Genomic DNA, 14,339 nt, shown 5'->3' with positions numbered 1-14,339 from the left:
CTAACAAATATTGCCGTCTTGTTAGACTATTTATCCGATTGCCAATTATCACCCCATCGAGGGTTTCAATTGGCTTGGCTTGTCCATGTATCCCAACGCCAAATCAAAGATTTCGCGCGCGGACTTATAGCCCGCCAAACCCCCCAAAAGTTAACTCGTCGGGGTAGTGCTGGTGTAGTAGGTTAGGGCTTTTTGGTGGGGTGCCTCCGGATCACATTAAGTAACTGTGAAACTCCCCAAAACCAAAAATACAATTACTTTGTTTACGGCAGTGACTCACAAGCGATACCATCTTTATCACGGTCTAGCCGGTGGGGGTCGCCGGGAAAGGCATCAAGCACCTGTTGGGCTTCAGCTTGAGTACTGAAATCTGAACAATTGCAATCTGAATTCACGCAATTGGGCAATTCAGGTTGTAGATCAGGAGACGAGATAGGTGTTGTGTTACTAACCATCTTGGCAAAACGAACCTCAGATAAGCCAATCAGACTTGTCGGTCCATAGTTGGAGACAACATCGATTCTGGCAAACTGAGCTTCCACATTAGGAAAAGAGAAGATAGTAGCCGGAATATTGGTTGCAGGTCCTTTAGGCAGAGTTAGGGTTGAAGATTCAAAAACTGGATCACTAAAATCTGAATTGTTAGAGAGAACTAAGATAAAGTCTTTGATGCCCCGATTAGTTGCCGTTGTATTGAAAGCATTGTAATTCCAGAGGGCTAGTGTATTGAATAGGACTGGGCTGCCAAAGTCAAAGTCAAAGTTGACATCAGCTGCGGTTGCACAATGATTTAGCTTAGCTGAGAGAAAGTTAGCTGAATTTCCTCCAGCTACGTGGAGTTGATCCAGTTCCGTGCCGCTACCAGTCAGTCCATTGCCATTGAAAATGTTAGCTACAGCTCCAAAATTAGGTGTGAACGAGCCATTATTTAGGTTAACAAAAGCAGTTGGATGTAGGATTTCAACCTGAGAACCAGGGCTGGAGATGTTAGAATCTGTTTGGGCTAGGGCTATATCGGGGTAACTAGTCAGTGATGCTACTATCGAAAGCATCAACAGAACTGTCATCACAAAAGCTTGAAAGCTTCTCAGGAAAATTTGTTTCACTATTCTATGGTTGAGATTACTTTAATGACTTTACGTGAATTTGTCTAATTTTTCAAGCCCCTTACATAATTCAATTGTAGTATTTTGTCACACAAAAACCGCCAGGAAATTACCAGAATTTTTTTTAGTATAAATCATCATTGTTTCCTTTGCGGTAGTTGTCTGATTCATCGGGATTGAACTAGAGGGGAAAACTAAGGTTGGCAGCAAATATCCCCTCTTTTAGACGTTTTTTATGGTTTAAGTCCCGATATTCCCAAACTAATCAATTCCCAAAATAATCCCCAAAAAAACATCAATCCCTCTCCCTATCCCTGACATCCGTTAAGCCATCCGTTGCCAACAGTACCTTATTTCGAGTGCTCGGAGTAATCTTCAGAAGATTCAGGGTTCAGCTCCCAGCGGAGGTGATCACGAACCTCTAACTTGTCTCGAGTTTGCACAGCTTCACCATCAACTGAAGAAATCCCCATGGACTCCAGCAAGTCTTCAGTTACATTTTGGTCAGGAGTGGGCGTTTGTCCTCCAACTGCTTCTTCCCCCACTACTTCAGCCTGATACCAATTATCATAAATATCGCCACCGGTCACATTGCCACCGGATAGTTTGCTAATTCTCAACTTCTCCAAGGTGCGTCCCATCCCAGTGTCACGGTCAACCACACCCTCAAAAATCCGGTCAGGGTCTTCTATTCCAGTCAGGTCTGCTAACAAGACTTCTTCAGTATTACGGTTGTGAGTATACCCTTCCTCTCGGTTGACAATTTCATAAGAGTTGACTACATCGTTGTTCTTGTAATCTTTCATAATCGTTACTCCTGATTAGTGTCATTGTTTGATTCATTAAAATTCTCCTTATAATTAAATTATACTGCTAAAATAATTAAAATTCACAAGCACTCTCCCCATCACCATCACTCCCTTCACCCCAGCATTATCAGGAATATAACGCTATGCTATCAGTTAGCAAAACTATGAAACATTACTCAATAAATTGTAAACTTATCGCTGCTTAGCCCTTAGCTACAATGGTGGCCACCTAGAAATCATGGCTGCTTCCCCTGAACATTAACGTTTTAAAAACGTGATGGATCGCTTTGTTTAAAGCTTAGCTTAAGCATTGAAAATTAGGAGTTTTTTTTAGGTTAAAATCCCTTTATAAGTCCCGAAATTATTGTTGATAAACCTGATTTATGTTATTAATAACAAGGTTGTTGATGGTTAAAGGTTAACCGTTTGACTGTTATTGGATATAGCTAATGAAATTAGTGTCGAATTACCAGTTAGGTAAATTAGGCGATCGCTCTTTTTTAATACAGATAAATTATCAGACGAATTACCAGTTAGGTAAAAAAGAGCGATCGCTCTTTTTTAATACAGATAAATTATCAGTCGAATTACCAGTTAGGTAAATTAGGCGATCGCTCTTTTTTAATACACATAACTGGTAAGTTTTCAAGAACTAATTTCAGAGGGTTCACCTGGAAAATTCTAAAAAATTGCTCCTCTTTTAATTAGCTTAAGCTTTGTGGATTCATCAATTCCTACAATATATCCGAATCGGGCATTTTTCACGTCAGCACCATTAAGGTTAGCACTACTGAGATCGGCACCAGTGAGGTTGGCACTACTGAGATCGGTATCTTTAAGGTCAGCACGATACAAGTAGGCACCACCAAGGTTAGCGCCACTGAGGTTTGCAGCACTAAAATCGGTACCAGACACCCTCATAGGACACAAGTTGGCAAGACTAAGGTTGGCACCACTAAGATTGGCACCACTGAGGTTGGCACTATAAAGAGAGGCACCCCTGAGGTTGGCACCACTGAGGTTAGCACTATAAAGAGAGGCACCCCTGAGGTTGGCACCACTGAGGTTGGCACCACTCAGCTCAGTACCCCTGAGATTGCTATCAATCAGCTTGGCATTACTGAGGTTGGCACCACTGAGGTTGGCACCACTGAGCTTGGTACCCCGCAGATCGGCACCACTGAGATTGGCACCACTCAGCTCAGTACCCCTGAGGTTAGCACTACTGAGATTGGCATTACTGAGGTTGGCACTATACAGAGAGGCACCACTGAAGTTCGCATTACTGAGGTCGGCACCACTAAGGTCGGCACCACTAAGATTGGCACGAATTAGCTTCGCACTACTGAAGTTGGCATTGCTGAGGTTAGCATTACCGAGGTTCCCACCAATCACCTTAACATCACTGAGGTTAGCACCACTCAAGTTCGCACGAATCAAATTAGCACGAATCAGGTTAGCACTACTGAGGTCGGCACCACTAAGGTTTGCATCATTGAAGTCGGCACCACTTAAGTCGGCACCACTCAAGTCTGCACCACTCAAGTCTGCATCACATAGGTTAGCACCACTGAGCTTGGTATCACTGAGGTCCGCATCACTGAGGTTCGCACCCCTCAAGTCTCGACCCACAGCTCCACCACTAGCAATCTCTGCGACTAGACGCCATTTATGATCAAGCTTGCTATTATCTTCATCATCTGAACTTTCGTTCAAAATTTGAATATCTTTAACAGGAAAACCACTTAATTCTTTTAGGTCTTCTGATTTTATCCGAGCTTCAAGCCCTTCGATAGCTTCTTGAAACCCCTCTAAGATTAAGCGGCTTGGTTTGATATCAATAATGTTGATCGTGTATCCTGAAGATTGTTGTAAAATAGATTCAATCAGTTTTGAAGGTTGAACTGAATTTATATCTCCTTCTAATACAAGAACAGCTTTTATTGTTTGACTTTGTCTTTCGATTATAGTCTCTTGGTGCGTCAGGGTTTGACTTTGCTCTACACCCTGCACCGGCTCTGAGCTACTGCCATCAGTTTTGTTTAGTTGTTCTGATGATTTTTCTTCTACTATTCCCGCAATTTCTTTCCAGTCTAGGGTCAATCCCTCGCATATCCGTTTAAATAAATCAAGCTGAATTGGCTCTGATTTCAAAAATTTTGTAACTGTATAGTGACTTATACCTTGTGACTTAGGAAAGTTACTTTTTAGCTCAAACTCTAGCTTTTCCAAAGCTTTTTTCGCTGTTTCGACACCTTTTGAAGAGGCGGCAATAGTTAGTTTTTTAGTTTTATTACCCTGGCTAAACTCTGTCATTGTCTTGCTGATTTAGCATAACTCTAGCATCAGAAGTATTGAACAGAGAATAGGGAATAGGGAATAGGGTAAAAACTAGGAAGTTTGGGGAGGGTGAGGAGAGTGGGAAAAAACAGGGTATTTATAGCATGGTTTTAGCTAATTCAGATCACTCAGTATTTTCACCCTACCCTACAAGGGACGCCAAAGGCTAACAACTTTCAAATTTAAACTTTCAACCTTTAACATTCAACCTTAAACCTCCAAGTTTAAACCTTCAATTTACAACCTTCAACCTTAACCCTTAAACCTTACTAACCTGATCGTAAATAATCAAATATGTACCAATTTGGCATAACAAAATCAGCTGATACCCTTAAACTACAATTAGTCCAAATATAGCCCTGATCATAATTATGAGGTACAGTAAATTTTCTTACCGCTGCTCCCTACTCCCTACTCCAAATAAAAATGCTATAGCTGATAGCTAAAAACTGCTCCCTAAGTCATGAATGATTCAAAAAACGCCATCGATCTATTTGCAGGGGCAGGTGGCCTTTCTCTAGGTTTCCATATGGCTGGGTGGCAGATCACCACAGCAATAGAAATTGATAAGTCTGCTGTTTCCACTTATCGAGAAAACTTTCCTAGCACTAATGTTATTCGCTCCGATGTTCGAGCTATAGACTTTACTCAATTTCAAGGTATTGACCTAGTAGTAGGTTCACCGCCATGTCAACCTTTTTCTGTCCCAAACCAAGAGCGAAATAAACAGTTATCCCGAGCCAAGCCTAAGGATTTAGTTCCAGAATTTATTCGAGCGGTAAGGGATATTCGACCAAAGGCATTTTTAATGGAAACTATGCCTGGGTTGCAAAGGTCTAAAAAAAATCACTATTATCAATGGATTGAGCAGCAGCTTCAAACCCTAGATTATTCAGTTTATGTAGAGGTGTTAGAGGCAGCATCCTATGGAATTCCCCAGTATCGTGAACGTCTATTTTTCGTCGGTTTAGCCACAAAAAATGATTTTACGTTTCCCCGGAAAACCCATGGTTTAGGGACATCTAATCCCTATATTTCATCGGGTTCAGCCTTAACTGATGTTCCTGACTATGAGCCCAATACCACTAAAGTTTCCTATGCCAATAAACCCGTTATTCGTCCTACCCCTTGGACAGCAACTCTAGTCAAAGGTGGGGGAAAACCCATCAATTTCGATGCACCAAGTCCTACCATTACCGCTACTACAGTCGGTTACTGCACCCACATTATTGATCCTGAAGGTGTTTTACTGGTGTATCACCGTCATTTAATGAATGGGGGAAAGCCGAGATCAGGAACAGTTGAAGGGGTAAGACGGCTGACGGTACGGGAATCAGCTAGACTCCAATCCTTTCCTGATCATTTTGTATTCAAAGGTTCTAAAACATCACGATACAGACAGGTTGGTAATGCTGTACCACCACGGTTAGCCAAAGCAGTTGGAGAAGCAATCCATAAAGCCATCTTCCCCTCTGAGGTATCAACGACAAAAGACTTTCAATCCTATTTTGATCAGCTTTGCGACAAATTGCATCTGCGGCTGTAGGGGATAAGAGTGTGGGAGGTGTGGGAAGTGTGGGGAGATACAGTCAACTTAGTTACCCCTACTCCCTACTCCCTACTCCCTTAATGGAGTGTGGGGAGTAGGGAGTAGGGGTAACAACCTGATTTGCGTTTACGTTTGTCCATCAGAAGTTAACGTTTTTTGTTAAGTTAAATTATTAAATATTGAGTTTTTACGTATTATTATTAATATTTTTTTAGAAGCAAGGCTAACATTGCTCTTGCAATCAAGAGGAATCCCAGAAACAGCAGAAGATCTAAAGGCAGGACAAAAAATTTAATGTTTTTTTAAAAATTACTCTAGACCTAGTCGTTGACTTCCTGGGATATACTAGAGATTGCTAGCTAGTCATAGGTAAGTTCGGTTAAAGATCCACAAGTATTAGACCAAATAGTATTAGGCAAAATAGTATTAGGAATGATATCGATAATCGGAGAGCCTTCCTTCTAGAACTCGTATAACTGTTGATAATCCTGGATTAAGGTCAGAGAATTATGCTAGGAATAGATTTACCAGCACAACAAACCAAATTGGATCACGAACCGATTCATGTGATTGGTCAGATTCAGCCTCATGGGGGACTGTTGGTACTGGAAGAGCCTGAGCTAAAAATATTACAAGTTAGCAACAATACCTCTAGGGTTTTGGGAATCCCTGCCGAAGCCATGCTAGAAAAAACCCTAGAAGATGTACTTGACCCATTCCAAGTGGAGAGAATTAAAGCTGGGTTATCTGAGGAAAATCTAGACCTAATCAATCCTACTAAAATTTGGGCGAGGAAAAAAGGCGATGATTACGCAGTCTTTGATGGTGTGTTTCATCGTAACTCAGATGGCTGTCTGATTCTGGAATTAGAACCAGCAGTTTCCCGGGAAACTATCCCATTTTTAAGCTTTTATCATCTAGCAAGAGCCTCCATCAACCAGCTCCAACAAACCTCAAACCTCCGAGATTTTTGTCAGATCATTGTCAAAGAGGTGCGAAAAGTCACTGGGTTTGACCGGGTGATGCTCTATAAGTTTGAAGATGATGACCATGGAGCAGTTATTGCCGAAGAAAAACTAGACAGTCTGGAATCTTACCTAGGCTTACACTATCCAGAATCCGATATTCCTAAACCAGCTAGACGATTATTCTGTTCCAATTGGATCCGCTTAATTCCAGATGCCAATTCCCAACCTGTTGAGATTTTTCCTACCGATAATCCCATCACCAATCGCCCCCTTGATTTAACATTATCAATTCTCAGAAGTGCTTCCCCCTGTCATATCAAGTACCTCCACAATATGGGAGTTGGGGCGTCTTTGACTATTTCATTGATTAAAGATAAAAAACTCTGGGGACTTATTGCTTGTCATCATCAAACTCCTAAGTATGTATCCTATGAGTTGCGCAAAGCTTGCGAATTTTTAGGACGAGTGATTTTCTCAGAAATTTCAGCCCGAGAAGAGACGGAAGACTATGACTATCAGATGAAGTTGTCCTATATTCAATCAATATTGATTGAGTATATGTCCCAAGAAGAAAACTTTATTGATGGCTTAGTTAAGCATGACCCCAATTTACTGGACTTAACCAGTGCTCAAGGTGCAGCAATTTGTTTTGGGGATAATTTTACGGTTATTGGTGAAACCCCTAGTGAAGAAGACCTGAAGTTTTTGGTGCAATGGCTGAAACAGAATGTTAATCAAGAGGTTTTCTATACTGATTCTCTGCCTCGCATTTATCCTGATGCACAACGGTTTAAAGATATTGGTAGTGGCCTGCTAGCCATCCCCATTTCCAAGAGAAACTATGTACTGTGGTTCCGATCAGAGGTGATTCAAACGGTTAATTGGGGGGGTGACCCCAATAAAGCCTTTGAAACAACCCACACAGAGGGGACTTTGCAACTGTCGCCCCGTAAATCCTTTGAACTATGGAAAGAAACCGTTCGCTTAACCTCTTTACCCTGGAAACAGGTAGAAATTAAGACAGCACTGGAACTGAGGAAAGCACTGATTAATATTGTTCTGCGCCAAGCTGATGAATTGGCTCAATTGGCTCAGGATCTAGAACGTTCCAATGCTGAACTGAAAAAGTTTGCTTATGTGGCATCCCATGACCTGCAAGAACCCCTGAATCAAGTGGCGAATTATGTGCAGCTTTTAGAAATGCGCTATAATGACAAGCTTGACGAAGATGCCAGCGAGTTTATTACCTTTGCGGTTGAGGGAGTCAGCCTCATGCAAACCCTAATTGATGATGTGTTGGCTTACTCGAAAGTCGATTTGCAGGGCATTGAGTTTAAACTGACGGAAGTGGAAACGGCCTTAGACCATGCTCTGGCTAATTTGCGGGGACGCATCCGTGAAACTGGAGCAGTGGTTACCCATGACCCCTTCCCAACAGTTATGGCTGATAGCACCCAGTTGATGCAACTGTTCCAGAACTTAATCGGTAATGCGATCAAGTTCCGCAGTGAACAGCCACCGGAAATCCATGTGGGGGCAAAACGACTCGAAGATTCATGGCTATTTTCAGTGCAGGATAATGGGATTGGCATTGAACCGCAGTTTAGCGATCGCATTTTCGTGATCTTCCAACGTCTGCACACCCGGGATGAGTATCCTGGCACAGGTATGGGTTTGGCTATATGTAAAAAGATTCTGGAGTGCCACCGGGGCAAAATTTGGGTAGAGTCAGAACTAGGTCACGGTGCCACCTTCTATTTTACAATTCCAGTAAGGGGACGCGAGCGTGAGCGTAGAAACGGAGGTGTAACTATGAGCATTTAATCTTATCAAACCTTGTCATACCTTTACAAATATGTAAGTATAGATTTGTAAAGGTTAAGCTGTTATGAAAAAATATGTCACCCCAAAAGAGGCAGCCCAATATTACGGTGTCTCCATTACAACACTCAGGAGATGGGATAAAGACGGAAGACTTGACAGCATCAGGACTCAAGGGAATCAAAGAAGGTTTTGTGTTGAAGGACAACACACGCAGAGTAAGCCCATTGTCGCTTATGCAAGAGTCTCTACACACTCCCAACGAGACGACCTTGATCGACAAGCTGAATTTTTACGGTCAAAATACCCAAACGCTGAAGTTATTTCAGAAGTTGGATCGGGACTCAATTTTAAACGGCGAAAGTTTCTCAAAATATTGGAACGAATATACAGCTGTGATATCTCGGCATTTGTCATTGCATACCCAGATAGAGCAGTCCGATTTGGATTTCCGTTACTTGAATGGTTGTGCCAAAAAAGTGGAGTTAAACTCTTGGTTCTCAATGAACGTAAATTATCCCCAGAGCAAGAACTCGTCGAAGATATCTTGTCCATCCTCCACTGTTTCTCTGCTAGGCTTTACGGACTCCGAAAATACCAAAAACAAGTCACGAAAGCGGTACAAGAAAAAACCTCGGAATCAGACGGTGAAGTTGACACCCAACAGTGTCTCAAAGATCAGGGTGTTTCCGTCTAAAGAACTTCATAAAATCTGGAAAACTTGGCTTAATGCTTATCGTTGGATCTATAATTGGTCAGTAGCCATGCTTAAAAACGGTTATAAAGGTAGTGCTTATGATTTACAAAAACTAGCGAGAAAAGTTGATAGACCAGATTGGGTAAACCAACTTCCAGGTCATCAATTACAAGAAGCAGTAGCCGATGCAATTGATAGTTTCAAGCAAGCCAAAGCCAATCAGGGTTATGTTAAGTTTAAATCTTGTCGAGAAACAAGGCAAGTTATTAAATTTAAAGCGGGAGACTTCAAAAAAAAATGCTGGTACCCAACAAAAGTAAAAGGCTTGTCTTATCGTTCACCTCAAGGTTTCCCTGAAGAATGCATATATGGAACTCAGTTAGTATGGATTAAAGGGAAATGGTACGGGATTTTTCCGGAATATATTGAACCTATCCCTACTGCTCAGGATAAAGTAATAGCTTTAGACCCAGGCGTTAGAACATTTATTACCGGTTTTGATGGTAAAACTTATGTAGAAATAGGTTCTGGTGATATTGGCAGGATTCAAAGACTCTGTCAGCAACTAGATCGGTTGATGAGTCGTATTGACTTAAGCTCTGCAAAAAGACAGAGACGAGCAATGAAAAATGCTGCTCATCGTTTACGCCAAAAGATTCAAAATCTAATCAAGGACTGCCATAACAAGTCAGCTTCTTTCCTTGTCAATAATTACAAGCTTATCTTTTTACCAACGTTTGAGACATCTGTGATGGTAGTAAAGTCAGCTAGGAAATTAAACAAGAAAACAGCTCGTAACATGCTCACTTGGAGTCACTACAAGTTTCGCCAGCACTTAACTCAAATGGCAGATCGTCATGATGTTTTGGTTGTCTTAGTTAACGAATCTTACACCAGTAAAACTTGCCCAGAATGTGGTCAAATTCACGAAAAATTAGGCGGCAGTAAAAAATTCCAATGCCCAAAATGTGGCTTCTCTTTACCACGGGATTGGAATGGCGCGCGGAACATAATGATCCGCGCTTTGTCGGCAACAACCACCAGGTTTTCACCTGGTGCTATACAGATCATTCCTGCTGATGGGTAGGTTTAGAGAGGTTAAATGTTGCACGAAAGACACAAAATCATATTTTTGGTTGAAGACAATAAAGCCGATATTCGCTTAATCCAAGAAGCGTTAAAAAATAGCTCGGTACCCCACCAGGTAGTAACAGTCCGAAATGGCATGGACGCTATGGCTTACTTACACCAAGAAGGAGAGTATGCTGATGCCGTCCGTCCAGACCTGATCGTGCTAGATTTAAACTTGCCAAAAAAGGATGGTCGAGAGGTGCTCGCAGAGATTAAGGCTGACTCTAATCTCAAACGAATTCCTGTGGTGGTATTAACTACCTCAAGAAATCAGGATGACATTTTCCAGAGTTATGACTTGCATGTGAATTGCTACATTACCAAATCCCGCAATCTTAGCGAATTATTCAAAATCGTCAGAGGAATTGAAGACTTTTGGCTCTCGACTGTCACCCTGCCATCCCAATAAAAGGATTAGGGATGGCAGGGTGACAGATTAGCCATAAACCATGAGACACTAGGGCGTGTCTTCAAACTCGGAGATCCCCCTAAATCCCCCTTAAAAAAGGGGGACTTTGAGTATGGCTCCCCCCTTTTTTAAGGGGGGCTGGGGGGGATCATAATCTTGCGGAAAACTTTGAAAACACGCCCTAGGGATGAGACATCAGGGTTGACTAACAGAAACTTGCAGGAAGAAATACTCAAAGGTAATGCCTGAAGGCTCAGTAAAAATCTTGTTAATTGAGGACAACCTGGCAGAAGCCAGATTGTTACAAGAGTTTTTGAAAGAAGCTCAGTTCAGGCACTTTAGTCTAGTTCATGTCAAGCGGTTGCGGGATGCACTCCAGGAAATCGCTGAGGCTAGAGCAATCTCAATTCCCTACGATGTGATCTTATTAGATCTGACTCTACCGGACAGCCACGGACTAGCATCCCTCGGACCCTTGATGAAGCAAGCGCCTAGTTTACCGATTGTAGTGCTAACCAATACCAATGATGATGAATTAGCGATTGAAGCAGTTCGTCAAGGAGCACAAGATTATCTAGTCAAGCGGCAAGTCAAGGCAAAAATGCTGGTTCGTTCCTTGCGCTATGCTATTGAACGTAAGCAGGCAGCAGTTGCATTACGACAAGAAAATCAAGCCCTAGAAAGTCAGGTTCAGGAACAAACCGCTGAGTTGGTTAGAGCCAAAGAAGTCAACCAGCGCAAAGCTGAATTTGTTTCCATGCTCTCTCACGACTTTCGTAATCCCTTAAATACAATCCTCCTTTGTTCTGGATTGCTCCAAGACAAAGAGGAACAATTACCTCAAGAAAAAAAACTGGTTCATTTGCGGCTAATTCGCTCGGCCATCAAAAACATGGCCCAGTTGTTGGATGAGGTTTCATTAATCAGTAAAGCTGATTCCGGTAGACTCCTGTGTCAACCTACTCGGTTGGATTTGAAACGGTTTTGTCACCAATTAGTGGAAGAGTTACAAATCAGTACCAACAACAACCATCAGCTAGTTTTTACCAGTCAAGGGGAATTGAGGGAAGCCCTATGGGATGAACGATTGCTGCGACACATTTTTAGCAATTTGCTCACCAACGCTATTAAGTACTCACCCACAGGGGGAACAGTTCAGTTTGAACTGATTGCTCAGACAGAATGTGTTATCTTCCGGATTCAAGACCAGGGGATGGGCATTCCTCCAGAAGACCAACAGCAACTGTTTCAGCCTTTCCATCGTGCTAGCAATGTTGGCACAATTCCTGGTAGTGGCTTAGGACTAGCTATTGTTCAACAGTGTGTGGAAGCTCATGGTGGTGAGATTTCTCTCAAGAGTCAGTTGGGAGATGGTACTACATTTACCGTTAGTTTACCGTTAATCATGTTGACACTCCCCGGCCTATAAGGACGGGGATTCTTCGCTCAAGCGAAACATTCGCCTGGCAATTTCGGAAGCAATTTGTTGACCTAGCCGTTGAGTTTCCTGCTTTAACAAAAGTTCCAGCATCTTCGGTACCGATTCTAGGTCAAACCTAGAGGATTCAATAATCATAGCCCCAATCTTTTCCATCCGCTCCAGGTTAGGAGACTCTAATTTTCCAGTTACATTAACCGCCAAGCCCACCGATGCAGTTATCTGGCCAAGAGTCTTGTATGAGAGATTCTCTAAACTGGTAACCATCTCTTCAACCAGAGCATTACGCAATATACTCCCTTGCTCGGAGTAGAGAAATTCTAAACCCTGGTGTAAGAGCGCACTAATATCAAACTTCCTACTGGTGCGCACCTGACCTAATAACTCCTCCAAAACATGCCATTGAATTTCATCATCCTGATAGACAATCTCCTGTAAACAAGTCCTTAATTCAGGGGATGAATCCGTTAACAGCCGTTGAGCAACATAGGGATACGTTTGATTGAAGGGCTGAAAATTAGGATTGAGCTTAATTGCTATCCCTTCTAAGGTAGCGGCACTGCGGAAAATCAGGAGGTAGTAAGTGGGTAATTTAAATGGATATTTATAAAGTAACGGGGATAGCTTCCGAATAATACGATTAAAGCCGAATGTTGACACAGTAGCTTCCATCACCCCACCAAAAATATCAGTGAGTTCAGGAATCAGCGAGGTCACATCTGTCTCCGGTGGCAAAAAGTCGAGTTTCTTATAGTCTTGTGCTAAACCTTCAAAATCACCAGTAATCATATGGACAACGGATTCGAGTAACCGATACCGATAAGACGGTTCTACTGAGCTCATCATGCCAAAGTCAAGATAAGCCAATTTCCCATCAGGGGTAGCCAATAAATTGCCAGGGTGAGGGTCAGCATGGAAGTAACCTTCTTCTAAAAGTTGCCGCAAGCAACACTGAAATCCCACATCAATCAGGGTATTCGGGTCTAATCCCTGGGCTTTAATGGTTTCTAGTTCCGTCAATTTAGTCCCAGTGATCCACTCCATGGTTAACACCCGCCGCCCCGAGTATTGCCAGTATATACGTGGTACAGCGATATTATTAATGTCACCGTAAAGTTGGGCAAATCTTTCCGCATTGCGACCTTCCTGGGTATAGTCCATTTCTTCAAACAAGCAAATAGCTAGTTCGTCGATAAGTGCTACTAGGTCGCTGTGAACAAAGGATATTGATTCTTGCGCCCATGCTGCTATTTTCCGCAGGATATAGATATCTAGGGAAATACACTCTACCAGACCAGGGCGTTGCACCTTTACTGCTACCATTTCACCAGTTTTGAGTGTCCCTTTGTACACTTGTCCTAGGGAAGCAGCAGCTACGGGTTTGTCGCTCAGTGAGCCATAGATGTTGTTATAGTTATCCCCTAATTCTTCTTGAATTAACTGATAGGCAATGTGATTAGGGAAAGGAGGTAATTGGTCTTGTAATTTAGTGAGTTCCTCTAAATAAATAGGAGGAACAATATCCGGACGACAGGAAAGGATTTGTCCCAATTTAATGAAGGTTGGACCAAGTTCAGTCAGCTTTTCGCGAAATTCCCAGGCTCGTTGAGGCTGATTTTGGGTAAGGCTACCGGTGACGAAATCCCACGCTAGCCTGATGCTAAAGGTAATCAGTGCCCCTACTAAAGCTATCCTGCGCCCCCAGACTAGCCGAGAACGCTGGCGGTAGTAGTCAGAAATGGTTCTTGGCTCGTACTGCAAGGTTAGTATTTTAAGATTTGTTAAATAATTACAAGAAAATTATCTCTTGAACTTTGCGGTTGGTCAAGGGGTCGGGAGTAGGGAGTAGGGAGTAGGGAGTAGGGAGTAGGGAGTCGGGTGTCGGGTGTCGGGTGTCGGGTGTCGGGTGTCGGGTGTCGGGTGTCGGGTGTCGTCAACAACAGCGGGAAATATTGATGCCGTGTCAGTGTTGAGTTGTTGAGTTTCCCTAGACTGGTCTAAAAAAAGCGATCGCACTATGCCAAGTCAAGCCTGACATGTAAGCGATCGCATGTATCTTGAGTCTAGTGAA

At 42.6% G+C, this 14,339-nt stretch carries 11 protein-coding genes; 6 read left to right on the top strand and 5 right to left on the bottom strand.

Features of this window, described 5'->3' with window-relative positions:
- Positions 1-263: 263 nt before the first annotated feature.
- The 3 genes from LYNGBM3L_RS46310 to LYNGBM3L_RS00225 form a co-directional block, all read right to left on the bottom strand.
- Positions 264-1,106, bottom strand: a complete 843-nt coding sequence (locus LYNGBM3L_RS46310; protein WP_008177586.1) for an excalibur calcium-binding domain-containing protein — start codon at positions 1,104-1,106, stop codon at positions 264-266.
- Positions 1,107-1,456: 350 nt separating this feature from the next.
- Positions 1,457-1,912: a DUF6335 family protein gene (locus LYNGBM3L_RS00230; RefSeq protein ID WP_008177584.1), complete on the bottom strand. Its 456-nt coding sequence runs from the start codon at positions 1,910-1,912 to the stop codon at positions 1,457-1,459.
- 684 nt (positions 1,913-2,596) lie between these two features.
- The gene (locus LYNGBM3L_RS00225; protein WP_008177582.1) at positions 2,597-4,231 is read right to left on the bottom strand and encodes a pentapeptide repeat-containing protein; all 1,635 of its coding nucleotides are present in this window, start codon (positions 4,229-4,231) and stop codon (positions 2,597-2,599) included.
- A 487-nt stretch (positions 4,232-4,718) separates the two neighbouring features.
- On the opposite strand from LYNGBM3L_RS00225, the gene LYNGBM3L_RS00220 reads away from it, so the two are divergent.
- The 6 genes from LYNGBM3L_RS00220 to LYNGBM3L_RS00195 all read left to right on the top strand — a co-directional run bounded on the left by LYNGBM3L_RS00220 (position 4,719) and on the right by LYNGBM3L_RS00195 (position 12,259).
- Positions 4,719-5,801 carry a DNA cytosine methyltransferase gene (locus LYNGBM3L_RS00220; RefSeq protein ID WP_008177580.1) on the top strand — a complete coding sequence of 361 codons (1,083 nt, stop codon included), beginning with the start codon at positions 4,719-4,721 and terminating at the stop codon, positions 5,799-5,801.
- 512 nt (positions 5,802-6,313) lie between these two features.
- Positions 6,314-8,596 carry a sensor histidine kinase gene (locus LYNGBM3L_RS00215; protein ID WP_008177578.1) on the top strand — a complete coding sequence of 761 codons (2,283 nt, stop codon included), beginning with the start codon at positions 6,314-6,316 and terminating at the stop codon, positions 8,594-8,596.
- Positions 8,597-8,660: 64 nt separating this feature from the next.
- Positions 8,661-9,290, top strand: a complete 630-nt coding sequence (locus LYNGBM3L_RS00210) for an IS607 family transposase (RefSeq protein ID WP_008177576.1) — start codon at positions 8,661-8,663, stop codon at positions 9,288-9,290.
- Positions 9,277-10,377, top strand: coding sequence for an RNA-guided endonuclease InsQ/TnpB family protein (locus LYNGBM3L_RS00205; protein ID WP_008177573.1), 1,101 nt, complete (start codon positions 9,277-9,279; stop codon positions 10,375-10,377). Before LYNGBM3L_RS00210 ends, LYNGBM3L_RS00205 begins: the two co-directional genes overlap by 14 nt.
- A 15-nt stretch (positions 10,378-10,392) precedes the next feature.
- On the top strand, positions 10,393-10,830 hold the full coding sequence (locus tag LYNGBM3L_RS00200; protein ID WP_008177571.1) for a response regulator: 438 nt from the start codon (positions 10,393-10,395) through the stop codon (positions 10,828-10,830).
- A gap of 241 nt (positions 10,831-11,071) precedes the next feature.
- On the top strand, positions 11,072-12,259 hold the full coding sequence (locus tag LYNGBM3L_RS00195) for a hybrid sensor histidine kinase/response regulator (RefSeq protein ID WP_008177570.1): 1,188 nt from the start codon (positions 11,072-11,074) through the stop codon (positions 12,257-12,259).
- On the opposite strand, the gene LYNGBM3L_RS00190 is transcribed toward LYNGBM3L_RS00195, so the two are convergent.
- Together LYNGBM3L_RS00190 and LYNGBM3L_RS39305 are read right to left on the bottom strand one after the other, a co-directional pair.
- Positions 12,254-14,029: an ABC1 kinase family protein gene (locus LYNGBM3L_RS00190; protein WP_008177568.1), complete on the bottom strand. Its 1,776-nt coding sequence runs from the start codon at positions 14,027-14,029 to the stop codon at positions 12,254-12,256. The two genes, LYNGBM3L_RS00195 and LYNGBM3L_RS00190, sit on opposite strands and share 6 nt — an antisense overlap.
- Before the next feature lie 63 nt (positions 14,030-14,092).
- The gene (locus LYNGBM3L_RS39305; protein ID WP_154659629.1) at positions 14,093-14,284 is read right to left on the bottom strand and encodes a hypothetical protein; all 192 of its coding nucleotides are present in this window, start codon (positions 14,282-14,284) and stop codon (positions 14,093-14,095) included.
- Positions 14,285-14,339: the final 55 nt, after the last annotated feature.

The organism is Moorena producens 3L (assembly GCF_000211815.1).
GTDB classification, from domain to species: Bacteria; Cyanobacteriota; Cyanobacteriia; order Cyanobacteriales; family Coleofasciculaceae; genus Moorena; species Moorena producens.
This window is presented reverse-complemented; position numbering and strand designations above follow the sequence as displayed.